This is a genomic window from Citrobacter freundii complex sp. 2024EL-00216, from assembly GCF_043945515.1.
GTDB classification, from domain to species: domain Bacteria; phylum Pseudomonadota; class Gammaproteobacteria; order Enterobacterales; family Enterobacteriaceae; genus Citrobacter; species Citrobacter portucalensis.
Map to the genome: position 1 here is coordinate 1 of NZ_JBIMRA010000030.1, position 19900 is coordinate 19900.

Here is a 19900-nt window from a genome sequence, read left to right on the forward strand (position 1 = left end):
CGAGGGACGCAGCTATCGCTGGATCGCACGCGAGCTCGGTATCAGCAAGAATACCGTCGCTGACATCGTGCAACGACACAGAGCTAACGCTTAGGGTGTCATTTCGCCCTCAGCCGGAACCGACCCCTTGTAGATACAGACCCACAAATGAGCCTGACTAACTGGAACAAAGCAGAGAAAGCAGCATTCGATGTTTATACCGCAGCATCAGAGAAAGACGTTTACCAGGTAAGAAAGGATCTGGCTGAATATGACTTTGTGATTATTGATGGAGCCGGTTCTCTGTCAGTTATTACTTCCGCAGCGGTGATGGTCAGCGACCTGATTATCATCCCAGTAACACCCAGCCCTCTGGATTTTTCCGCTGCTGGTTCTGTAGTCACTGTGCTGGAAGCCCAGGTTTATAATCGTCCGGTAGAAGCTCGATTCCTCATCACACGGAAAATCGAGCAAGCCACCATGCTTAACGTCCTGAAAGATAGCATTGCTCAGACGGGTATTAAGCCGTTTAAAACTGCGATCACACAACGGCAAAGTTACGTTAAATCTGTCATGGAGGGTGAGAGCGTTTTCGATACCAACGATGGAGCAGCTAAGGGCGAGATAGCCATTTTGACACGAGAAATACTTGAATCATTTGAGTAAAAACTCATATACTCATTTTAGCATATTCAGAGGTTTGTATGGCACTGACTAAACAACAGACATCAAAAACAATGAGTTTCGGTGAGCATCGGGATCTTGAAAAAGTCGTCAATAGCACACCCACGGGAAAGCAAAAGAGAGTCAATGTTAACTTTGATGAAGAAATACATATCCGCTTCAAAGCTGCGTGTGCAAAACAAGGCACATCTATTACTGATGTGATAAAGGATTTGGTCGATAATTGGCTGAAAGAAAATGACAGTTAAAAAACTCAAATGAGTAAAAACACATTAACTCAAAAACACATCAGTCCTTTCAGAGAACACTGATCTGGTGCATAAATTTTTTATGTGCCAGATCGGTGTTGGCCAAGCAAAGCGCGGCAGCGTGTTTAGATTTACAGTAAATGGCGTTTATGGTTCATCTGTTGGTGCAAAATACGTGCAATCAGAATATCCGTATCACGAACCGTATAAAAAATGGCGTGTCGCTGAAATTCAATGCGCATCACACCAGAAACGGCATGGTAGTCACGTCCCATATCTGGCATTCCGGCAAGTGTCTCGAAAAATGCCTCAAGTGCGTCTGTATAATGATCTGCCTGAGCTTCACCAAATTTCAAGAGCGTATAGTCATAAATCCCGGCGAAGTCGTCTGCTGCCCGTTCGGTGAGTTTATACACGATGTCTCAGCTTTCTTTTTTCTGCAATATCCCGCAGTGATAGCGAGCTTTCACCGCTTTCCAGCCCGGTAATTACTGCCTGGCGAACAACTTCATCATTTGTTTCCTGTTGCTCCAGTAATCGCAGAGCAGAACGCATAACTTCACTCGCAGAGCCATAACGGCCACTGTCTATTAATCGACTGATAAACGAATCGAGTTGTTCGCCAATCGTAACGCTTGTTGTTCTGGCCATAACGCCCCCTGTGTTAACTATCAACACAATAATAGGAATACTTGCTCCTGGTGTCAACGAGCACACCTAACCAGATTTTGCCCCCCTCCCTGCCAGACCAAGTTTTTAGCTGACTTTTAGCGGAGAGATAGGTAAGGGCGAAAAGTGCCTTTTCGCTGTAGTGCATTCAGTTGACTCCCTGCCTCCGGGCAAAGACCGGAGGTGCTACTTAAAGTTTGTAGGGGAGCATAGTGACCGTACCGTACCGTACCGGCGCGGCTGTTAGGCCGCTGCAAGCGGCGGTCATTATTGGTTTATCCCCGTAATCCACAGAACTTATCCAGCGAATAAATAGATCTTTAATGAAACTAAGTAGGTCGAAGACCTGATTGTTTTGCAGATAATTATTGGTTGATTGCAGATAACCCCATGAACCTGTTTGCAGATAATTGTGTATAAAAGATATGACGTACCTATTATCACGAGTGTTATGGATGAAAGTTGATAGTTTCGGTGCAGGTGCAGGTGCAGGTGCAGGTTAATTATTCAGCAATACTAACCGACGGACGCGGGGATACCTCCGCAATGAAACGGATTTTAATAAGCAGGTTCTTTAGTGAGGTGGGGCAGTACCTGGTTGCTGCATGTTTACCAGCTCAAGCTGGTAAAGTTGAGTCCAGACCATTTTTTCGAACTGTTGGGGGGTTAGGTGGTGTATATGGGGTCAGTTTGGATATAGAGAATTATTGTACGGTAAGCCTGTTTTTTGAACAGGCTTACCTGTAGCAATAGGGTGTACTCCCGCGCTATACGGCATTTTCAGAGGTTTGACCTTAATCGGATAACCTAAATGCGATACTGCAAGAGCGACAACTTAAAAGCGATAGCCACTGACGCAAAATCAACCCCTTACGAACCAAGATTGGTTAAATAATGCGCTTAACGTACAAAAATTTCCGATCTCCAAACTGACCCCAAGTCGCGTAACCAGCCGCCAGTTCCTGAGCCTGAAAAGCGCCTTGCGGCCATTCTGTGGGTTCCGGTAGCTAATGGCAGTAAGTTCACCAGAGGGAAGAAAAAGGTGAAGGAAGAAATAGCATGGTTGGTTGAGGCGGATTTTGAGGGGGAAGACCTTGATAATAATGAATACCGTCTGTTCCTTACGTATGAAAACGATGAGGATTTAAAAGAACAGATTGATGATTTATTCCGTGAAATCAATATGTTCGCTGACATGAGGAATTGTGTCGTGGATGATATGACGCTGACAAACGAGAAAACAGGCAAGAGCTGGAATGAGTATGACGGCGGATGGTATGTGTAGTTACAACATTCAATGTGGTTTTATGAAGCTTCGGTGAGCGCCCCAGCACACTATAGAAATGATGCGAGCTAAAAGGTTAGGTGGGGGGGAGTTTATGTGCATCAGATGAATGTTGTAACTAAACGATGTTTTTATTAAAGGCCGGAGGTGGTTAGCCCCCAGCCTTAGTTACGTTTCCGTATTCATCAATCGATGAACTGGCGGATCAGTTCCAGAATAGCAATCAGCGCGTTTGCCAGCGCCGCTACCGCTCTAAGAACGATGATTAACAGATTAATCATCCGGTTCTCCAGATAAGCTGGAGGAAATCACCGTTGCTTACTCATACACTGCCTGTCACAACGGTTCTCTCGCATTGTTAGATGTAGAGTGACTTCCTCCTGCCAGAGCACCAAACACAGCACCACCTGTTTGTTCAGCCAGGACTTTTGAAACTATTCATACCCGCCGGAACGGGGAAGGGCAGGGAGGCCACTTACAGAGCTAACCCCGCAATTATACCGATCTGCTGGCGAAACTCATGCTGTAATTCAGTCAGTTGACAACTTGTGTCAACTGCCACTGGACAGCCTGTGTCAAGTGCCATAATATTATGGGTGTTAGATGTAGAGTGACTTCCCCGGCCAGAGCACCAACTCCGAACCGGAAAACAAAAAAGCCCGATCTCACCAGTCGGGCTTTTTTGCGTCTGAAACAGCGTGCGCTACGTGAAATCTGAGTTCGAGTGAAGGGAGGTAATCCCGATTTTTTAAACTGAAGCGTCGCCATCCCCCGTGAAAGAAAGCCCCCAACTACGCCCTGACAAAACTGATGATATTAACTTTTGCCGTTGTCGGCCAGCCCGAACATAGTATTCAGGCTGGAACGGAATTGATTCACCGATGATACTAGCTCCTGACTCCGCGCTTTTTCTTGCGCTAGTGAGCGCCTGAGCTGCGTTATCTCGTCTCTGTTACGCTGAAGCTCAAGGATGGCCGTCATAAAGGCTTTACTGGCTGACGCCATTCCGGTAGCCTCCTGCGCCTTTCTGATAACCTGATCTTCATCGTCATTTGTTCTGATGGTGTAATGCCCCATAGAAAACCTCTTTTGCTGTCATTTTTATCACGCCGGCACGAATCCGGAAGAAAGATTTGCTGGCAAAAAATCGATGGCCAACTGCTGCGGTCGTAGAATTTTGCTGGCACTTAGCTTTCTCTGAAAGCTTGTTCACAATCTCCGCAATGGATATTCAACCCGGCCTTACCCCACACAGCAGCACCGCACCCCGGACACTGATATTTTGCCTTGTTCCGTTTAGGCTTGTCCTCAAACGCCGCAACAAAGGACGTATTGCTCCCGGCTATAACTTCTGAATCTGCGTTCCCGTTCTGTGGCGTCACTGACGGTAACAGAGCCATTGACAGCACCGCTTCAATATCAATGCCGGAGCCTGCATTCTGATGCGCCTGAGCCAGCGTTTCCCGCCATTGTTCGATAACGGCGGTCATGTCTTTCTGTTGTTCAACCTGAACGGGGAAGCGGTCAAACCAGCTCAACGCAAATTGCCCCTGAAACAGTTCCAGTGTGACAAGCTGGAAGCGACCGCCGGGGATCGGATAGTCGTTAATTTTCTGGCCGACTTTCGCGCCACCAGGTCTCCCGGTGGAAGAGGGCATTAGTCCGATGCTTTCCATTTTGGCCGCCCACTGCGCATTGTGGTACGTCTTGCGGGAAGGGTTACCAAAGTGAAATTGCCACATATGACACTGTTCATGAACCAGAGTCTGCATAACTTCAATAAGCGGATATGCCGGAAAATACTCAGGATTCAGGGCAATCTCATCAATCATTTTGCCGCTGCCATCAGCAGCAACAAAACGTCTGAAGCTGAAATAGCCCATCGTGTTTTTACCGCGCTGGAAGGTGATCAGGCAGTCGGGAAGTTCGCCGTTAAACAGCCTCTGATTGTAGAAATCAAACGCCTGCTGTAGCTCGTTGTAAGCGCGTTCTGTGGCTCTGGTCATTATCAGGACTCCTGAAAGACTACCCAGCATTTAGCGCCGTCATAGTCATTCCCGCCCTCGGCAATAAACATATTACCTTCGGCATCGACGGCAATTGCTCCTGGGCGTTCATGCTGTGGATCGCGGAGAACGTTTTTCCAGCCATACGCCTCGCCATCCCATATAAGCACAACACAGGAATCAGCATGTTCCTGATTCCGCTGACGCCATACCTTTGCTATTCCGACATGATCCATATGCTCACCCTTATCTGTATTGTACGATACAGATAAAATATAGTAGCCCGAAACCGAATGCAATCATTTTTGCTGGCATTTTGGGTCGCCGACTGGCATCGAGAAAGGAATTATGCTGGCATTATTGCGCGGCCGCATCAGCTGCAGAAGGTATCTTTGCTGGCAGGATTAAGGAAGCCTCCGGTACAGAGGCTTGAGGGGGGAAACGACTCAACGCTTTTTCGCCCACGTTTTTTCATCATCGGTGAGCTGTTCTTTATGCAAGTAATCTCCGGGAACTGGAGGCGGCGTTACCAGCTTAGGATGCCCTGTATCGATATCGCGAACAGTCACCAGTCCGACAATATCCCCATTTTCTTTTAGCGCCCATGCAGCAAGCTGGTATACGGTCGATTCGCCATGCTCACCGGGGACATTATCATGCCTGAAATACCAGTCTGTTGCCGGGATGATTTGTTTGTAGGGTGATAAGTCACTCACGTTTTAATCTCCTTAAAACCCTCCGCACAACCTGGAGGGCTTATAAAGTTACTGTTTATCGTCAGCAGAACCAGACGGCTCTTTCTTGATAAGAAAATCGTCCAGAGAACGGCCAGCCTTTAACGCTTCATCAATCGGTTTTGGCGAACGTCCACGGCCAGACCAGAATTTAACTTCGCCATTTTCTTCAAACTGATACTTTGGCGGTGCTTTCGGCAATTTACTCTTACGTGCATTTGGCGCATCGTCGGTCAGACCAAGCAACTCTTCAGGAGAAAAACCTTCCCCAGCGATGAGCTGAAGCAATTCCTGACGTTTTTTCTCACGTTCCTGACGTTCTGCGGCTTCACGTTCAGCATCTTCTCGCCGCTCTTCGATAACAGCGTTCAACTTTTCCTGCATTTCCAGCAGTTGCTCAAAGCTCGTTTCACGCGCAAAGACACGGACAGAACGAATATTCGTCAGAAGTCTTCGGGCTGCATCAAACGTTTCATTATCGCTCATAGTTCCTCTCTTTATGGGTTATCTGACGTGTTGCCAGACTGATGCGGGGATTTTATCAAACAGTTTATTCATGATTATCTCAGCCAATCGGTGATCAGCAGCAGAATAAAATGTTACCAGCTCTCCAGCGGTAAGGCTGCGTTCATTTTTTTCTATAACTTTCTCTAAGGTTTCCCGGTGTTGGCACTTTCTTAACTGGAAAAGCCAGTCTTGTCTGGTTTTCACCATTATTTTTTCCTGAACTCAAAACCAAGTTTGCCTGTAGATTTATCCTGCAAGGTAACTACAGCGTCAAATTTTTTCCCGGCTTTGCTGGTAAACCCTTTAATCTCGCTGGTTTTACCTTTTTTTATCACCGTTTCAACCTGATTTTGTGTCAGTTTCTTGCCGGAAAACTCAGACCAGATTTTAAACTCACACCCCGTACAGAAAAAGCCTTTTGGCCTGATTAAAATCTCTTTGTTACAGGAAGGGCAGGGGACACCAAGACGGGCGCTTGCCCCCTCAGAAGCCTGTTTCTCTGTAACAGGTTTTCCATCTTTATCCGGGAATGATGTTTTACACTCAGGATAACATGAGCATCCCCAGAAAAAGCCATTCTGCCCCTTACGTTTGCGCAGAAAACCTTTGCTACAGACAGGGCAGGGCGTGGCATTAGACGAAATGTTAATCCCGTTTTTATCCAGATCGTCGATTAAACCGCGAATATAATCGTCGTTGTCTCTGATAAAATCCTCAACGGTCAGTTCGCCGGATTTGATTTGCGCCTGTTTTTCAGCCCATATTGCCGATATGTTGGGTTTAATCACTTCAGGCGGAAGAGCAGCGCAGAACTCCTGCCCCTGTTTTGTTGTTTTCCATACCAACTCAGAGTAGCCCTTTTCTTTCTCTATCGAGATAAGCCCGGTATTGGCAGCCAGTTTTTCAAGGATACCCGCACGGGTAGCTTCTGTGCCGATACTGCCCCGGTCACTGCTCCCCTCGTCTTTGGCTTCAAGCGCTTTTCTCAGAGCCGGATCATCGATAAATTTTGCCGCACTGGTCATCGCGGCCAGTAACGTTGACTCCGTAAAATAGCGGGCTGGAGTTGTCTTTTTCTTGTCCACGTCAGCCGACTCACACAGGCCGCTGTCATTAAATTTCAGAGTCGATAAATCAAAACCGCCCGTTCCGGCATCTTCGGCATCGTCCTCTTCATCATTGTCTTTACCCAGCGCTTCCCAGCCCTTTTGTATCAGAACGCTTTGTGTGGCCGTGAAGGTATCACCTTTAATATCGAAGTGAATTTTTGTTTTGTCACGGATGGCATCCGGGTAAAACAGACCAATGAAATAGACGGCCACCAGGTTATAGACGTTCCGCTCTTTCTCACTGAGCTGAATACCGGCTCCGCTTTTCGTCGTCGGAATAATGGCATGGTGTGCCTCGATCTTACTGGCGTTAAAGGCTTTATGCTTTTGTTCCTTCTCCATATCTGCGGTTGCCGACGCCAGTTCCGGCATTGTGGCCGCGATAGCGACTGCAATATCCCCGGCCTGATAAAAATGCTCATCTGAAAGATAGCGGTTGTCAGAGCGGGGATAGGTCAGCAGCTTGTGTGTTTCATACAGCCCCTGCATCACATCCAGCGTTTCCTTAGCCGTATAACCGTATCGTTTTGCACAAAGTTGCTGAAGCGTGGACAAGTTCAAGGGCAGCGGCGGTTTGGTATTTTCCGGTTTAGTTGTCGCGATCGTCACGATAGCGTCCTTACCCGCTACCCGTTCGGCAATATGCGCGGCCTGTGCTTCTGAAATCAGGCGTTTTTTATCGTCGATCTGATCGCCGTCCGTTGTCTGATATTTCGCCTTAATATGATTCCCGTTCATCTTCAGACTGGCGAAAACATCGTAGTAAAAGCTTTCAGTGTGATTCTGGTTTGCCAGCGTGCGCATGTTCACCAGTCCGAGAACCGCACTCTGTACACGACCAACGTTCAGAACACCGTCATATCCCTTCTCACGGCCTTTGAGCGTACAGCCTCGCGTCATATTATAACCAAAGTCCTGATCGCACAGAGAACGTGCCAAAGCGCTATCTGTCATGCCGCGAAATTTTTCGTTAGGCTGCATGTTTGCCAGCGATTTTTGCACTGGCGCAAGGTTGAGATCGGCAACCAGCAGCCGCTGGACGGGCTTCTTGTTTCCGGCATAACCTAAAATCTCATCAACCAGTAAACACCCTTCATCGTCGGGGTCGCCAGCATGAACAATGCTATCGGCTTTTTCTATCAGCGACAGAATAATGCGGGTCTGTGCTTCAGATTCAGGTTTTAGTTTGTACGTGGGTGGATAAACGGCTTTAATCGGTAAATCGCTGAATCGCCAGTTAGCATATTTTTCGTCATAATCCTGCGGGTCATAAAGCTCAAGCATATGACCATAACACCAGGTAACAGCATCAGCGCCGTGTTCAAAATAACCGTTTTTCTTCTCCGTATTAGGGTTGCCACCTAATCCTTCGAAAATCGCTTTTGCTAATGATGGTTTTTCAGCAATAAAAAGTCTCATATTAATGGCTCCTGTCAATACAATCTTTTTGTACTAAGGACTGAATTTCGCCCACTGCCGCAACGATAATTTCTTGTGCATTATCTTTGTCAAAGGCGTTAACTATTATTGATAGCTGGTCACTGACATCCCTTGCTAATGAAAAAGTATCTTCATTGTCATCATCCTCCCAGACATATCGGTTTTTCAATAATGACTCCACGCTGCCTGTTTTACTCGTTGTTGTGCAGGTGAAAGAACCATCTTCTAATCGCCGGGTTTCTATTTCATACTCAAACACTGGCTTAAAGTTTTCCAGAGTGTTAGAAGTAAATGCAACAGCAATAACTCGCTTCCCTCTGGCGCTCATGATTTTTAAAAAATCATACAGAAATGAATCATTTATGTTCTGTGAAAATTCTACACTATCGAGAATGACAGTGGATTCCTTCGCATCCAGAATATGATCCAAGTAAATATCTTCATTAGTACGGCAAAGGAAATGCAAGTCTGGATAACATGTTGCACCGCACATTTTTGAAAAGTCAAAGTAACGCGAATCGGGGATAGTTGCTTCTTCGAGTAGTTTACTTTTTCCTGTCCCCGTCCTCCCATGAACCAGAACATGCCCTTGCGATTTTTTCAGGGCGTCTTGTGCTGTTTTCTTATCATGTTCCATTTTTAATCCTCCAGCTGAAGTGCGCCAGTAGCAAAGGCAGCTTCAACAATTGCGGAAAGTTGATGCGTTGGCATATAATCTTTGTAATTAATCCATACTCGTTTAATTTTCCCATCCACTTCTACGGCACGCTGTCTCCTTTCATTACAATCACTATCCAGCCATACACCATTGAATAAAGGAGAACTGTTATTCTTAAAATAGACTTTTTTATCTTCATCAGACATGCAGTTGAGCATATGCGCGAGATAACGAGATACAAGCGCGAAACTTCTTACCGTATGGTTCTTATCGTCAGGTTCAACGTTTTTATTATCGAACTCTATAATGCCGCCTTTGTGGATTCTGAATTCCCCAAATGTCATAACATGCGCACGTTCTGGTTTTGTCGGGAATGTCCATGTAGCGTAAAAAGAGTATACCCCGCGCTCTTTTTCTATCCACGCCTCCGCAACGAAGCAAGCTTCGCTACCATCCAGACAAGCTGAATAGCGCGGAGGTACACAAAACGAATCACTGTCGTGAGAAACAGGCTGCGTGTATTTTCCAAGAATGAAGGTGTCACCGACTTTCATATCCCTGATTGAACGCTGAAACCAGAGCGGCATACGGCAGTAACGCATAAAATCATAAACCGTCTTTATTGAACTCACTTTCATTATTGGCTCCTTTACCAGCCATACGGATAAGCAGGAAACGTCAGCCAGCTTTCAAGCAGGTATTCGGTTTCTTTGTTCCAGTAAAAATAAAAACCCCTGGGATTGAAGAAAACGGAATAACCGTCAATCTCACCAATTTGTTCTGCTTTATTGAACAAAGGATTGACATAAAAATCATCTTCGAAAGAATCAGTGAGATTAGACGCTACGAAATCCTTACGAGATAGTTTTGTTATTTTGTCACGCTCATCATCAAAGTTAATGCGTTCCATTGTATGGGGATTGATGCCAAAACCTACCGTTCCGCCAGTGAATGCTCTGTGTTCAAAATTACCCCATGTAAGTTCATCTAATGAATCGACATGTTTTTGTGTGATTTCCAGAAAGGATTGTTTAACTGGTTCCTTATCATCATAGTTAGCTTTCTCCGGGAAACTGATAAGAAACTCAGCCGTTTCACCCTTATCATGATTGAATAAAGGGTTTAACTCCTCCTCATTTTCAAATTCTTTCTTAAATGCTTCAATATCACGCACGAAACATGACATATAGTAATATCTGTCTGTCTGGAACAACCCTTGTAAATCTTCACCATGAAGCAAAGCAAACTGGCAAATACGATCATACAAATCCATTGCCTTTTGATAATCATCGTTAGGGACGATTAACTTTACCTCAGCCGCGCTTTCTGTCATGCCTGGTGTAACATAAACATCTGCACTTACAAGCAAGTTACCAACACATAAGCGGTTATTGAAACGTTCTTTATCGGATTCAGTCATCATCGTTTCATTCCTCTTTATTTACTATGCCGCCATTCCCACGGCGGCACTGGTTGACTGTCAGCCCACAGGCCGCGCTTTTGTTCCTGTGCTGCCCTTTGCAGAGCCGGTAATGAATTATCGCTGTTGTACTTGTCGTAAACCCATGCTGCACCAGATTGCACCATAAAGCGGTTGGCCTCTGTGCCGTTCGCCGTGAACACACGCCCGATAATACGCCCGTAGCGATCTGTCTGCGTATACGTCACCGTGACGGGCAGCGCTGCAACCAGGCCTTTAAGCTGATTGGTTGACCAGCGCCCGAAAGCCTGTTTCTTTTCCGGTGCATCGATGTTTGCCAGGCGAATCCTGACGGGCTTTTTATCCTGCAATACTTCGATGGTGTCACCATCGAGCACACGGATAACTTTTCCCTGAATTTCTGCTGCACACAACGTAGCTGGAAGCACGACTACAAAAAGAGAAAAAGCATAAAGAAAACACTTCATCGTTTCTTTTCCTCCCACATGATAGTTCCTATCTTAAACAGTGAGAAAATCACGATGATTGAAACACCAACAACTACCAACATAGGAATAATCAAGCTATACAAATTAATTGTATAATTAAAAAAACGCTCAAAGTAATAGTATTCAGATTCAGATGTACTTCCCCATAAGATAACGGCGATACGATAAAACCCATAAACCAATACAGGGAACCAAGCCATAAAAAAGAGTAGCCGAGTAAACACTGAGGCAACCGTTTTAGAGTATCCTATGAAAATAAACAGAATATCACTGACTCTTCCTGCTGCTGATCCCATAATAATCTTCGCCATAATCTTTAATCCTCTTTATCCTGTTTCTCAACGTCACATTCATCCAGAAAAATTTTATCATTGCAATTAACCAGAGAGATGTAAGCGGTACAGTTTTCGATAATCGCATTTACTGTCTCATTACCTGTATTTTTCAAATCACTTAGATTCTGAGTAACCGTTACTGTTTGAATATTATGACGTGACATTTTTAAAATCATTTTATCCATAACTAACGTCCTTCGGTTGTTCAACCCCGCAAATCTCAGATTAAAATCTGAAATTTGCGGGGTTATCGTTATTCCTGGAATGAGCGACCATAGCGCTGAATAATCATTTCCAGATTGTCTTTATTGATTACAGCGCCGTCACAGGTATTTAAGATACTTTGCCTAAGCCTTGCTGTGGCTTCAGGATTATAGTAGGGGGTAAAAACCCGGACATTGAAAAAGCGCTGATTAACTGTCTGACAGGCTGGCTGTGTATCCCCCTGTAATTTTCCGGCCATGCAGGTTAACAATTCACATGGATCACCCGTCTGGTTTAACCCGTCAGTGTGGTTATGCTTTTTGGCTAAAGCAGGCGTTGTCAACACAGCAAGAACGAGCGGAACTATAAGCACATTGCGAACATTCATAATGTCATCCTTTCTGAAGATAGATATTGATGGATTTAACACCAAATTCATCACGCTTATATCGGTACTGGATTAATCCATATGCACCGTTAGACCTAAGCCAGTTTTTTGCAGTAAAGAAGTCTTCACCCCGGCTACTTTCAATAATAATTGAGTCTGAATGAGCAACAGCATAGAAAACCGCATCATCGTAAAGACGGTTCTCAGGAGTAAAGTTTTTTATAACCTTTATCCAGGATGAATTAACACGGTCAGATTTAATTACCGTAAAAGTAGGTTGCCAGTCCATTAACTGTGAATTCATTGTTTCCGGGTTTTTCTTCCAGTCAACCTGTGGGGGTTCAGGAGGTGATGAACAGGCAGAAAGAAAGACAAAACCAGCCAGCACTATTCTTTTCATAATAAAACCTCAGATTCAAGCTCACCTACGGAAAGCATTTTTTCTTTTGAAGGGTATTTAAGCCCCTTAACACCAAAGATATTTTTTGTCTTGTTAAGACTGGACGTTAAAGCAGCCAGCTTCGGACTTACCAGCATAAGCCTGTCCATAAAATACGAATCAAGGTAGTAAAGGGCTTTTTTGGCTTTAACAGGGTTCTCACCCTTCAGGATGATAAACTCCTCTGAAAACTCCAGCGTTCCCAGCTCCTGTGGAAGTACCAGAGCGCGTTGAGCGTCACTTTCGGAATTGCTTTTTGATGTCGAACGACCGCTCGTTTTACTGGAACCAGTAGACTTAGCGGTTGTATAACCAAGCTTCTCTGAAATCTTTTTAGCATCATCCTCTTCACTGACAGCATAGATAATCCGGCAAGGGTGCGCACTCATCAGAGTCTTAGCTCCCTCTATACCGTAGATTTCATTAAGCTGGCTGATATTCTGATAAATCGTCAAAAGCTTGAGTTTAAAGCCTGCAATGTACCCCGAACCTTTTTTAATAATCGGCATATAACCAATTGAAGGGAACTCATCTAGAAACATTAAACAGTCATGCTTAAGCGTTGGGTCAAAATCCGGGTTTTCCCTCAATGTGACTTCAACGACAAAGTTAAAGAACAGGTTCAGGAAGTCATAGGCAAGGGACATATCCTCCGCATTCACGCCAACATAAATAGAGATATCTTCCCGGCGCAGCTGGCGAAGGTCAAAATCATTACCGTCAGTACATTTTCTGACGGTAGGGAGGTAAAACAGACTCATTTTTTTACGGAATGAACCATCGATACTTGAACGCTGTTCGTCTTCAGTTTCGTGGTACTCACGGATTTTCGTCAATGCATCCCGTAAGTGAAACAATGCCGTTTCATCTAATCCCGCTATCCCCTCAAAGTCTTCACGGTTAGCCAGTACGTTTTCCCGATCAATATTGCTGTAAAGGTCAACAACAGAACCGATTGAGAAAATGGGTTTAAGATTGAATTCGTTAAGCCAGTCAGGAGCGTAATTGATAAAAAAGTGAAGCAGTTTTGCAAGGCCAGTCCAGTATTGCCCGGCAAGGTTGTTAAAGTGGGCTTCGGCTCCCGTCATACCATAAGACGGGAACAGAATTTCTATCAGCTTCAGTAAGTCTTTAGCGCCACTCTCAGCTTTTAAATCAATATAGAAAAGCGGGTTAAACTTATGCGTTTTACTGTTAAAGGGGTCTAACAAAAAAACTTTATTCTGGAGAATCACCTCGCGAACTTTACTGGTGATTTTCCACAGTTCCTGTTTTGGGTCTAAAGCAATAAGAGAGTGCTTTCTTACCAGAAGATTAGGAATTCCTATTGCAGCACCTTTACCCGCGCGTGTACCTGCACCCAGCGAAACAAAATCAGGAGCCGTATACCAGAGATATTTTCCCTTGTAAGCGCCGACAAGTATATCGTCGTCATTCTCTTTCTCCCATTTTAGCAGCTTTGATTTTTTTAAATCATCATCGCTGGCAAATTTCGCATCACCATAGAGAGAAAAATCTTTTTTATTCAATTGCCAGATAATAAAAACGGGAACGATAACTGAGGCAGCTAAACCAGAAAGAAGAGCGGGCATTGCCGTAATTCTGATATCTGACCGTATATTACTTTCTGTCATGAGTCGCCAGAGTAACATAGAGTCGAAGTTCTTCCATATGAACAGTGGCGTTTTACCATTAAAAAAGTAGACAGCAACAGAACCTGCATAATACGTAAAAAGACACATAACAAAACCGATAAAGAGCCACTGCCCTTTATCAGGGAGTTTAAGAGACATGATCACTCCTTCAGCTTTTCAAAGTATTCCTGAAAGTGAATATCGCGATAGTAAATACCCGATGCAAAGCGTAGATCTTCGTCATCAATGTACTTAATACTCATGATTACATCGACGTTGCTCAAAACCCTTCGCAGTATAATGTTATAGGGCAGATTCTGGCATTCCGGGTTCATATAACACCGCTGAACAAGGCCAAGCACAGCATCTTCAGGCGTGCTTTCATGTACCGTGGTTATGTTTCCTGCGTGGCCGGAACTTGAACCTTTAAGAAAATCCCAGGCTTCCGCGCCACGAACTTCTGTCATCAGTATCCTGTCTGGATTCATACGAAAACCAGAACGTAGTAGAGAGGCCGAGTTAACAACGATACTTTCACCCTCTGACGGGTAATACAGCTTCACATGGTTTTTATGAAAACGGAATTTTGCCTCATCAGTATCTTCTATTGAAACACATCGCAGATGATGAGGGATGTATTGCAGACAGGCATTTGCAAACGTGGTTTTCCCGGCTCCGGTTCCGGCACAGAACACCATCGTTTTACCTTTAACCAGACATTCAGGAATAAACCGTTCAAAACGATTATCTTTAAACATTAAAGATAATTCGTCCTCTTTATTCCTGAAATCAGCGCCCTGATTTAGCTTCGAGTAGAAACCCTGTTTAACGAATGTTTCATGGTCAATAAAAACACTGGACGGCTTACGAATTGTGATTGATACCGTTTCACGTTCCGTTGCCGGGGGGATGACAATCTGTACGCGCTCCCCAAGGGGGAGCGTGGCAGAGCGCAATGGATATTCTGGCGTAACAGAACCCCCATCATGATAATCAGAAATTGCCCCAGCAAATGACATACAGTCACCAAAAGTCATATTCGTTTGGTGTTGCTGCCATTTACCCCTGACTTTAACAAACAGTTCACCGGGACGATTTACGGCAATCTCGGTTAAACCCTCCACACTATTTAGCCACTGATGAAAATAATCATTCACGATATCGTAAACAATATGGCGATTTTCAGTATTAATATCACCCTGCATTACCTGACCTCTTATCGCATTTTCAGTTTATAGATACCTGAGAAATCCAGATCCTGACCGACAATCAGAGTAATAATCTCCCCCTGATTTTTATAAAGCGTTGGTGGAATATTCACACTGTTAGAAAAGGCTTCACGGGCGATATCAGCAAAAGCCTGTCGGCTGTTTGCGGTATAGTCCGTCTGGTTATCCTTATTGTTTTTAGCGGCTCCACTCGCCCACTGAGCCACATCGGGGATCATGCCAACCATCATAGCCCCGGAAAAACGCTCCCAAAAATGCGTATCAATCCAGCCTGACGCTCCGGCCTCACCTAATGGCCCAGCCGCCTGTGTATCAATCAGCGGAATATCGATAAACGGTGCAGTGCGTGTTCTCAGTTTGGTCGCCATAAGGAATACAGCGCCCTGACCGTGCTGAAGGGAACCGGCTTTATAAATCACATGGGCGGCAGTTCCTTTTTCGATGAGTTTTACATTACCGTTGGCACTGTAAATGTCAGAATTAACCGTGCAGACCAGTTTTCCTGCGAGATCAGAGATAAACTTTCTGTCCAGTGAACAGGGTATGCCCGTATTTTCTGGAATAAATAGATTGGGATCATAGGGAACCCTGGTAATTTTCGACAGCGATACGGGCGCTCCGGCATTAACAGGCTCGACCTCCTGTGTCGTGCTGGTATTACCTCCACCTTTGGTTTCACTGGCTGTTTGTGTTGAGGCGCTGCCGGAACCTCCCGATGCCGCAGAGCTACTGCCACCATAAGACACATCAAGCGCACGGCTGAAGTTATGCTGTACGCTTTCTGGCGCTGCTTCAGCTTTCCCGCTGTTGTTATCCCCTTTTTTCTCTTCCTGCCCGCCCTGCGTCTTTTGGTCAGAATTAAAAGGGTCAACGTCATCGCTTAACCCGGTCTGACGCTTCACCGACCCCGTAGCCACATCACTACTGGCTGGTTTTTCGTCATTACTGGACATTGAACGGATGATGGAAGGGACATAATAGACGGATACCCCAGCAGCCAGCAGAACAAAGGCGGCCACAATGATGATTAGCCCCTTACGTGATTTTTTAAGCTTCTCGATGCCCAGGCTGTTAGCTGGCCGTCCTGAATCCTCCTCTTTATCTGTTTTGTCGGCCTGCTCAAGCTCTTTCTGTCGCCGTTCGCGCAGTTCCCGCTCAATTTCAACGGCGGTGAGAGTTTTATTTTCCTGTTCGCTCACTGGATCACCTCTTTTTCAACTTTCGGAGATACGGTGTCTCCTGCCGGAAGCCGGACTTTGCCAAAGCCCCGATTTTCAACCCCGACAACCTGATTTCCGATACGCAACACAAAACGCTGGTCTACAGGCACACCCACAACGGTAAAACTGCTGCTTTTCTTCACTACCGGATTAGTCAGGGTTTCCTGATCGCCGCTCATGACAAAAATACTCGGGATTTTCTTCAGTGGGCTGAATCCAAACCAGGTATAACGGCCATCGTCATATGCATAATCCGGGCTGATATCCTGGCTACCTTCAGCAACTCGCTTCCAGTACTGCCAGTTGCGCGGAGATTTGGCATTTTCAAGCGCGTTGTTGATGGTTTTTTCTTCCTGCCGCTTGTTGTAAGCCTCAATCCTTTTTTTCTCGATCTCGGCCTGCTCTTTACGCCTTTCCTGCGGGTACTGGTAATTCACAACAAAAGCAATTTTATCCGGCTGGCGAAACGTCCGGGCGTTCAGCTCCATGCTGTAATTGCGTTTTGTGGTACGGACAAACAGGTTTGTTCGCCAGCGTTCCAGATCGGTTTCAGGGTCAAGAGCCACGTTAACGACTTCAGATGACTGCTTTCCGTTCTCGTCCGTGTTGTTGTTCTGCACCGTCTGTTTAACTGGCTTCACTTCGACATAAACAAGATTATCTTCTTTATTCACCGACCATCCTTGGGGGAAGCCTGTTCTGGCACTGATAACAGTTTCGTCGTCATCAAATACCAGTGTGGTTGTATAGCCGACTGCACTGTTAATAACAGTCGTATTTTGAGGGTTATAACTGACAATCTGGTTTCGTGGATCGAAGCGGCTTCCCGATGGCTGTACTGCCGCATTACAAATGTGCGCAGCCATCAGAAGCGCAATTACTAACGCTCCTTTTCTTATTTTCATATTTTCACCCTTTAACTTCTTTATCGCGAACGTAGCTGGTTACAACGAATTTGAGCGGATTATTATTACGTTCACCCGATGCCATTTCGACCTGTGGCTCAATCCGGTAAGTTAGCCGGATATTCCAGTATTCATCATTATTTTGGCCTGTCGCCACATCCCTGACGGTTAGTTTAAAGCGAACATATGCCCCCATATCCTTATCATCAGGACGGGATGACGGGCTGATAATGACAGACGGCTTATCTTGCACGGTAGCCGTTCTTTCAGCTTTTCTGTAAATGACTTTAGGTGAATTACTGCTATTGATTAGAGCATTATATTCAGTTGCCACATTTTCAGCGCTATAGAGCAATACATAATCATAGTCATGCTGAAGACTAAAATAGTTATAACCTTCGCGACGTTTAACGTACTGAGTGATAAAGTATTTTGCCAGCGCTTCATTTTCAGAGAGATTTTCTTTTTTAACAGAAGTCAGTCTTTCAGCAACGCCAGTGACACCATTAATAAGATAAGCCTCGACAACCGTACTCTTTAACGGAAGCGCACCATTCAGGGCAAGCAACGACAACACACCAACGGCCATCCCGGCAATACCACCAAATTTATATATGCGGTTCATTTTCTCCTGTAACACTACATTTTTCTCTTCAAATGTGGTTGAAGAGTCCGTTACTTCTTTTTTCTTATTAAAACCGGGTAGTTTTAATTCTAGAATTTTAAACCCCATTGCGCATTACCTCTGCTGAATTAACAGGTTCGCTTTTCCCGGAAACCGGAGGTTGTTTGTGCGACGCCTGACAACCAAACAGACAAAGCGTCACGAAAAACGTGATAATTAGTTTCATAGTAAAACCTGAGATTAAAGATGAGTGAGAAAATAGAGTGGGATTAACTGGTAAAAAAAAGACATTATCAACTAGGCAGTAATAAAAAAGATGAAAATAAACATATATAATAAATTATTCACCTATCCTCCATATTTCTTCTTAGCCATTTCGATTGCGGCACTACGCAGTTTTTTTGCACCAATGTTTAACCCCTGCCCGGTCAGATTACCCAGCTTACCGGACATTCCCGGAGACTGACCAAGCCCCCCTTTCTGACGACTAATGCCCTTCCATGCGCCAATACCTGCGTTTCTCCCCATGCCAAGAGCACCACGCGCCATGCGGGAAGCACCAAATACGCCAGCACCTATCCCCATAGCAGCAGCTCCCTGCAATGCCCCCTCAACGCCAACACCAGCGAGCTGTGAAGCATAGGTTTTGGCCTGCCAGATAATCCATGCCATAAATAACCCTGCAACCCCAGCCTGAGCACCTGTAGATATCAGATTCAATTCATTTACATTAGTTATTGAGACTGATAGCACTCCGTTAAGGAAAGTCATACCAGCTTTAATCGCCAGACCTCCAAATAGAAATATAAAGCATGAGCTGAATATTAATTGAAGCCAGCTATTAAACATCTGACGTAAAAAACCGAATGACAGGCAAAGAATAAAAAGAGGCGCTGTAACAGAAAGTACTTTTAGCGTAACCTCTGCTGCAAGGTAAACAATCGAGGTAAGTAGCATAGCTAATATCCCTCCTGCATACGTCAACAAAGCAGCAATAGAACCATCAGTTTTTACGTATTTAGAAGTGTCTTTTGACATAAGATATTTTGCAACTTCAAGAACTTTTGTCCATAACTGATCAAGCCACTTCCAAGGATCTCCTCCGGCAAATGTTGTTTTCAATCCATCTATAGCCTGATTTGCACTATCTAACCAACCCCCCATATTTCTGACAAAAACAAGAATCAGCCAAAAACGAAATAAATTCCAGATAAAATCCTGAACATGAGATTTCTGCTTCCCTACGACTACTGTATAGGCATACCACAAAACATATATCGATATCCCATACTTTCCCAGCGTGTATGCTATTGATGAAAAGCTATCTAACTGACCAGCCAAAGACTGGTCAAGAACACTTACAATAACATCACGGGCTGTTTCAAAATAATCAGAGGTTGCCATAACAGCTCCCGTTAATTTTTATCTTTAACAATCCCCTTAAATGCATCTTTAAAGGAAGGTTCTGCTGCATGTAATTGCTTATATCTAAACAATCCATCTTTAGCATTTTGACAATTGTCACTATCACTGCCAGAAGCCTTGCATTCAGCCACCTTCTTTTCGGCCTCAAGATGATGTTCTTGCCACCAATCAGCAGATTTAACATCCTCACATCCAGCAAGAATAAGAACAGCACCAGTCAAAAATGCAATTTTCATCTGTTTCATGTT

Annotated in this window: 27 protein-coding genes and 1 pseudogene; 3 read left to right on the top strand and 25 right to left on the bottom strand. The window is 44.8% G+C overall.

Going from position 1 to position 19900, the window contains the following annotated elements:
- Positions 1-105: 105 nt before the first annotated feature.
- Both ACHHZ7_RS22900 and ACHHZ7_RS22905 read left to right on the top strand, forming a co-directional pair.
- Positions 106-645, top strand: a pseudogene (locus ACHHZ7_RS22900) (AAA family ATPase); the annotation flags it as partial.
- Between the two features lie 38 nt (positions 646-683).
- The gene (locus ACHHZ7_RS22905; protein WP_047389780.1) at positions 684-911 is read left to right on the top strand and encodes a plasmid partition protein ParG; all 228 of its coding nucleotides are present in this window, start codon (positions 684-686) and stop codon (positions 909-911) included.
- A 131-nt stretch (positions 912-1042) separates the two neighbouring features.
- On the opposite strand, the gene ACHHZ7_RS22910 is transcribed toward ACHHZ7_RS22905, so the two are convergent.
- Positions 1043-1327 carry a type II toxin-antitoxin system RelE/ParE family toxin gene (locus ACHHZ7_RS22910; protein ID WP_047389778.1) on the bottom strand — a complete coding sequence of 95 codons (285 nt, stop codon included), beginning with the start codon at positions 1325-1327 and terminating at the stop codon, positions 1043-1045.
- A complete protein-coding gene (locus ACHHZ7_RS22915) occupies positions 1320-1562 on the bottom strand; it encodes a type II toxin-antitoxin system ParD family antitoxin (RefSeq protein ID WP_047389775.1) in 243 nt (80 codons plus the stop codon). Before ACHHZ7_RS22915 ends, ACHHZ7_RS22910 begins: the two co-directional genes overlap by 8 nt.
- 1060 nt (positions 1563-2622) lie before the next feature.
- Here ACHHZ7_RS22915 and ACHHZ7_RS22920 point away from each other — a divergent pair.
- Positions 2623-2865 (top strand): hypothetical protein, encoded by a 243-nt coding sequence (locus tag ACHHZ7_RS22920; protein WP_052132603.1) that lies wholly within the window; start codon positions 2623-2625, stop codon positions 2863-2865.
- Between the two features lie 185 nt (positions 2866-3050).
- Here ACHHZ7_RS22920 and dqlB read toward each other — a convergent pair whose 3' ends face one another.
- The 23 genes from dqlB to ACHHZ7_RS23035 form a co-directional block, all read right to left on the bottom strand.
- Positions 3051-3146, bottom strand: a complete 96-nt coding sequence (gene dqlB, locus ACHHZ7_RS22925) for a DinQ-like type I toxin DqlB (RefSeq protein WP_000609145.1) — start codon at positions 3144-3146, stop codon at positions 3051-3053.
- Positions 3147-3681: 535 nt separating this feature from the next.
- Positions 3682-3942, bottom strand: a complete 261-nt coding sequence (locus ACHHZ7_RS22930) for a hypothetical protein (RefSeq protein ID WP_047389771.1) — start codon at positions 3940-3942, stop codon at positions 3682-3684.
- Positions 3943-4052: 110 nt separating this feature from the next.
- On the bottom strand, positions 4053-4871 hold the full coding sequence (locus tag ACHHZ7_RS22935) for a SprT-like domain-containing protein (protein WP_040080118.1): 819 nt from the start codon (positions 4869-4871) through the stop codon (positions 4053-4055).
- A gap of 2 nt (positions 4872-4873) precedes the next feature.
- The gene (locus tag ACHHZ7_RS22940; protein WP_047389767.1) at positions 4874-5107 is read right to left on the bottom strand and encodes an antirestriction protein ArdR; all 234 of its coding nucleotides are present in this window, start codon (positions 5105-5107) and stop codon (positions 4874-4876) included.
- A 210-nt stretch (positions 5108-5317) separates the two neighbouring features.
- Positions 5318-5587, bottom strand: a complete 270-nt coding sequence (locus ACHHZ7_RS22945) for a hypothetical protein (RefSeq protein ID WP_044715198.1) — start codon at positions 5585-5587, stop codon at positions 5318-5320.
- A gap of 48 nt (positions 5588-5635) precedes the next feature.
- Positions 5636-6091 (bottom strand): H-NS family nucleoid-associated regulatory protein, encoded by a 456-nt coding sequence (locus tag ACHHZ7_RS22950; RefSeq protein ID WP_044715196.1) that lies wholly within the window; start codon positions 6089-6091, stop codon positions 5636-5638.
- 18 nt (positions 6092-6109) lie between these two features.
- Positions 6110-6319, bottom strand: coding sequence for a hemolysin expression modulator Hha (gene hha, locus ACHHZ7_RS22955; RefSeq protein ID WP_044715194.1), 210 nt, complete (start codon positions 6317-6319; stop codon positions 6110-6112).
- Complete coding sequence (gene topB / locus ACHHZ7_RS22960) at positions 6319-8640, bottom strand: type IA DNA topoisomerase (RefSeq protein WP_047741497.1); 2322 nt, start codon at positions 8638-8640, stop codon at positions 6319-6321. The genes hha and topB overlap by 1 nt, the downstream gene beginning before the upstream one ends.
- A 1-nt stretch (position 8641) precedes the next feature.
- Positions 8642-9298 (bottom strand): hypothetical protein, encoded by a 657-nt coding sequence (locus ACHHZ7_RS22965; protein ID WP_052132602.1) that lies wholly within the window; start codon positions 9296-9298, stop codon positions 8642-8644.
- 2 nt (positions 9299-9300) lie between these two features.
- A complete protein-coding gene (locus ACHHZ7_RS22970) occupies positions 9301-9957 on the bottom strand; it encodes a hypothetical protein (protein WP_044715189.1) in 657 nt (218 codons plus the stop codon).
- Between the two features lie 11 nt (positions 9958-9968).
- Positions 9969-10742 (bottom strand): hypothetical protein, encoded by a 774-nt coding sequence (locus ACHHZ7_RS22975; RefSeq protein ID WP_044715185.1) that lies wholly within the window; start codon positions 10740-10742, stop codon positions 9969-9971.
- 14 nt (positions 10743-10756) lie between these two features.
- Positions 10757-11227 carry a thermonuclease family protein gene (locus tag ACHHZ7_RS22980; protein ID WP_044715183.1) on the bottom strand — a complete coding sequence of 157 codons (471 nt, stop codon included), beginning with the start codon at positions 11225-11227 and terminating at the stop codon, positions 10757-10759.
- Positions 11224-11559: a hypothetical protein gene (locus tag ACHHZ7_RS22985; protein WP_052132601.1), complete on the bottom strand. Its 336-nt coding sequence runs from the start codon at positions 11557-11559 to the stop codon at positions 11224-11226. The genes ACHHZ7_RS22980 and ACHHZ7_RS22985 overlap by 4 nt, the downstream gene beginning before the upstream one ends.
- Positions 11560-11564: 5 nt before the next feature.
- Positions 11565-11768, bottom strand: a complete 204-nt coding sequence (locus ACHHZ7_RS22990) for a hypothetical protein (RefSeq protein ID WP_044715181.1) — start codon at positions 11766-11768, stop codon at positions 11565-11567.
- A gap of 68 nt (positions 11769-11836) precedes the next feature.
- Entirely contained in the window at positions 11837-12175 is a 339-nt protein-coding gene (locus ACHHZ7_RS22995; protein WP_225622178.1) for a hypothetical protein, read from the bottom strand.
- A gap of 4 nt (positions 12176-12179) precedes the next feature.
- Complete coding sequence (locus tag ACHHZ7_RS23000) at positions 12180-12575, bottom strand: cag pathogenicity island Cag12 family protein (RefSeq protein ID WP_047389764.1); 396 nt, start codon at positions 12573-12575, stop codon at positions 12180-12182.
- Positions 12572-14407, bottom strand: a complete 1836-nt coding sequence (locus ACHHZ7_RS23005; protein WP_044715174.1) for a type IV secretory system conjugative DNA transfer family protein — start codon at positions 14405-14407, stop codon at positions 12572-12574. The genes ACHHZ7_RS23000 and ACHHZ7_RS23005 overlap by 4 nt, the downstream gene beginning before the upstream one ends.
- Positions 14408-14409: 2 nt before the next feature.
- Positions 14410-15441, bottom strand: a complete 1032-nt coding sequence (gene virB11 / locus ACHHZ7_RS23010; protein ID WP_044715211.1) for a P-type DNA transfer ATPase VirB11 — start codon at positions 15439-15441, stop codon at positions 14410-14412.
- Positions 15442-15464: 23 nt separating this feature from the next.
- Positions 15465-16676: a VirB10/TraB/TrbI family type IV secretion system protein gene (gene virB10 / locus ACHHZ7_RS23015; protein WP_044715172.1), complete on the bottom strand. Its 1212-nt coding sequence runs from the start codon at positions 16674-16676 to the stop codon at positions 15465-15467.
- Positions 16673-17602, bottom strand: a complete 930-nt coding sequence (locus tag ACHHZ7_RS23020; RefSeq protein ID WP_044715170.1) for a TrbG/VirB9 family P-type conjugative transfer protein — start codon at positions 17600-17602, stop codon at positions 16673-16675. The genes virB10 and ACHHZ7_RS23020 overlap by 4 nt, the downstream gene beginning before the upstream one ends.
- A gap of 4 nt (positions 17603-17606) precedes the next feature.
- Positions 17607-18335, bottom strand: a complete 729-nt coding sequence (locus ACHHZ7_RS23025) for a virB8 family protein (RefSeq protein ID WP_047389762.1) — start codon at positions 18333-18335, stop codon at positions 17607-17609.
- Positions 18336-18575: 240 nt separating this feature from the next.
- A complete protein-coding gene (locus tag ACHHZ7_RS23030; protein WP_045282364.1) occupies positions 18576-19631 on the bottom strand; it encodes a type IV secretion system protein in 1056 nt (351 codons plus the stop codon).
- Positions 19632-19642: 11 nt separating this feature from the next.
- A complete protein-coding gene (locus tag ACHHZ7_RS23035; protein ID WP_045282363.1) occupies positions 19643-19897 on the bottom strand; it encodes an EexN family lipoprotein in 255 nt (84 codons plus the stop codon).
- Between the last annotated feature and the right edge of the window lie 3 nt (positions 19898-19900).

Bases quoted from the DNA above. Each gene is read 5' to 3' on its own strand.
- ACHHZ7_RS22905 (WP_047389780.1), top strand. From the start codon at position 684: ATGGCACTGACTAAACAACAGACATCAAAAACAATGAGTTTCGGTGAG.
- ACHHZ7_RS22915 (WP_047389775.1), bottom strand. From the start codon at position 1,562: ATGGCCAGAACAACAAGCGTTACGATTGGCGAACAACTCGATTCGTTT.
- dqlB (WP_000609145.1), bottom strand. From the start codon at position 3,146: ATGATTAATCTGTTAATCATCGTTCTTAGAGCGGTAGCGGCGCTGGCA.
- ACHHZ7_RS22930 (WP_047389771.1), bottom strand. From the start codon at position 3,942: ATGGGGCATTACACCATCAGAACAAATGACGATGAAGATCAGGTTATC.
- ACHHZ7_RS22935 (WP_040080118.1), bottom strand. From the start codon at position 4,871: ATGACCAGAGCCACAGAACGCGCTTACAACGAGCTACAGCAGGCGTTT.
- ACHHZ7_RS22940 (WP_047389767.1), bottom strand. From the start codon at position 5,107: ATGGATCATGTCGGAATAGCAAAGGTATGGCGTCAGCGGAATCAGGAA.
- ACHHZ7_RS22950 (WP_044715196.1), bottom strand. From the start codon at position 6,091: ATGAGCGATAATGAAACGTTTGATGCAGCCCGAAGACTTCTGACGAAT.
- hha (WP_044715194.1), bottom strand. From the start codon at position 6,319: ATGGTGAAAACCAGACAAGACTGGCTTTTCCAGTTAAGAAAGTGCCAA.
- topB (WP_047741497.1), bottom strand. From the start codon at position 8,640: ATGAGACTTTTTATTGCTGAAAAACCATCATTAGCAAAAGCGATTTTC.
- ACHHZ7_RS22965 (WP_052132602.1), bottom strand. From the start codon at position 9,298: ATGGAACATGATAAGAAAACAGCACAAGACGCCCTGAAAAAATCGCAA.
- ACHHZ7_RS22970 (WP_044715189.1), bottom strand. From the start codon at position 9,957: ATGAAAGTGAGTTCAATAAAGACGGTTTATGATTTTATGCGTTACTGC.
- ACHHZ7_RS22975 (WP_044715185.1), bottom strand. From the start codon at position 10,742: ATGATGACTGAATCCGATAAAGAACGTTTCAATAACCGCTTATGTGTT.
- ACHHZ7_RS22980 (WP_044715183.1), bottom strand. From the start codon at position 11,227: ATGAAGTGTTTTCTTTATGCTTTTTCTCTTTTTGTAGTCGTGCTTCCA.
- ACHHZ7_RS22985 (WP_052132601.1), bottom strand. From the start codon at position 11,559: ATGGCGAAGATTATTATGGGATCAGCAGCAGGAAGAGTCAGTGATATT.
- ACHHZ7_RS22990 (WP_044715181.1), bottom strand. From the start codon at position 11,768: ATGGATAAAATGATTTTAAAAATGTCACGTCATAATATTCAAACAGTA.
- ACHHZ7_RS22995 (WP_225622178.1), bottom strand. From the start codon at position 12,175: ATGAATGTTCGCAATGTGCTTATAGTTCCGCTCGTTCTTGCTGTGTTG.
- ACHHZ7_RS23000 (WP_047389764.1), bottom strand. From the start codon at position 12,575: ATGAAAAGAATAGTGCTGGCTGGTTTTGTCTTTCTTTCTGCCTGTTCA.
- ACHHZ7_RS23005 (WP_044715174.1), bottom strand. From the start codon at position 14,407: ATGTCTCTTAAACTCCCTGATAAAGGGCAGTGGCTCTTTATCGGTTTT.
- ACHHZ7_RS23020 (WP_044715170.1), bottom strand. From the start codon at position 17,602: ATGAAAATAAGAAAAGGAGCGTTAGTAATTGCGCTTCTGATGGCTGCG.
- ACHHZ7_RS23025 (WP_047389762.1), bottom strand. From the start codon at position 18,335: ATGGGGTTTAAAATTCTAGAATTAAAACTACCCGGTTTTAATAAGAAA.
- ACHHZ7_RS23030 (WP_045282364.1), bottom strand. From the start codon at position 19,631: ATGGCAACCTCTGATTATTTTGAAACAGCCCGTGATGTTATTGTAAGT.
- ACHHZ7_RS23035 (WP_045282363.1), bottom strand. From the start codon at position 19,897: ATGAAACAGATGAAAATTGCATTTTTGACTGGTGCTGTTCTTATTCTT.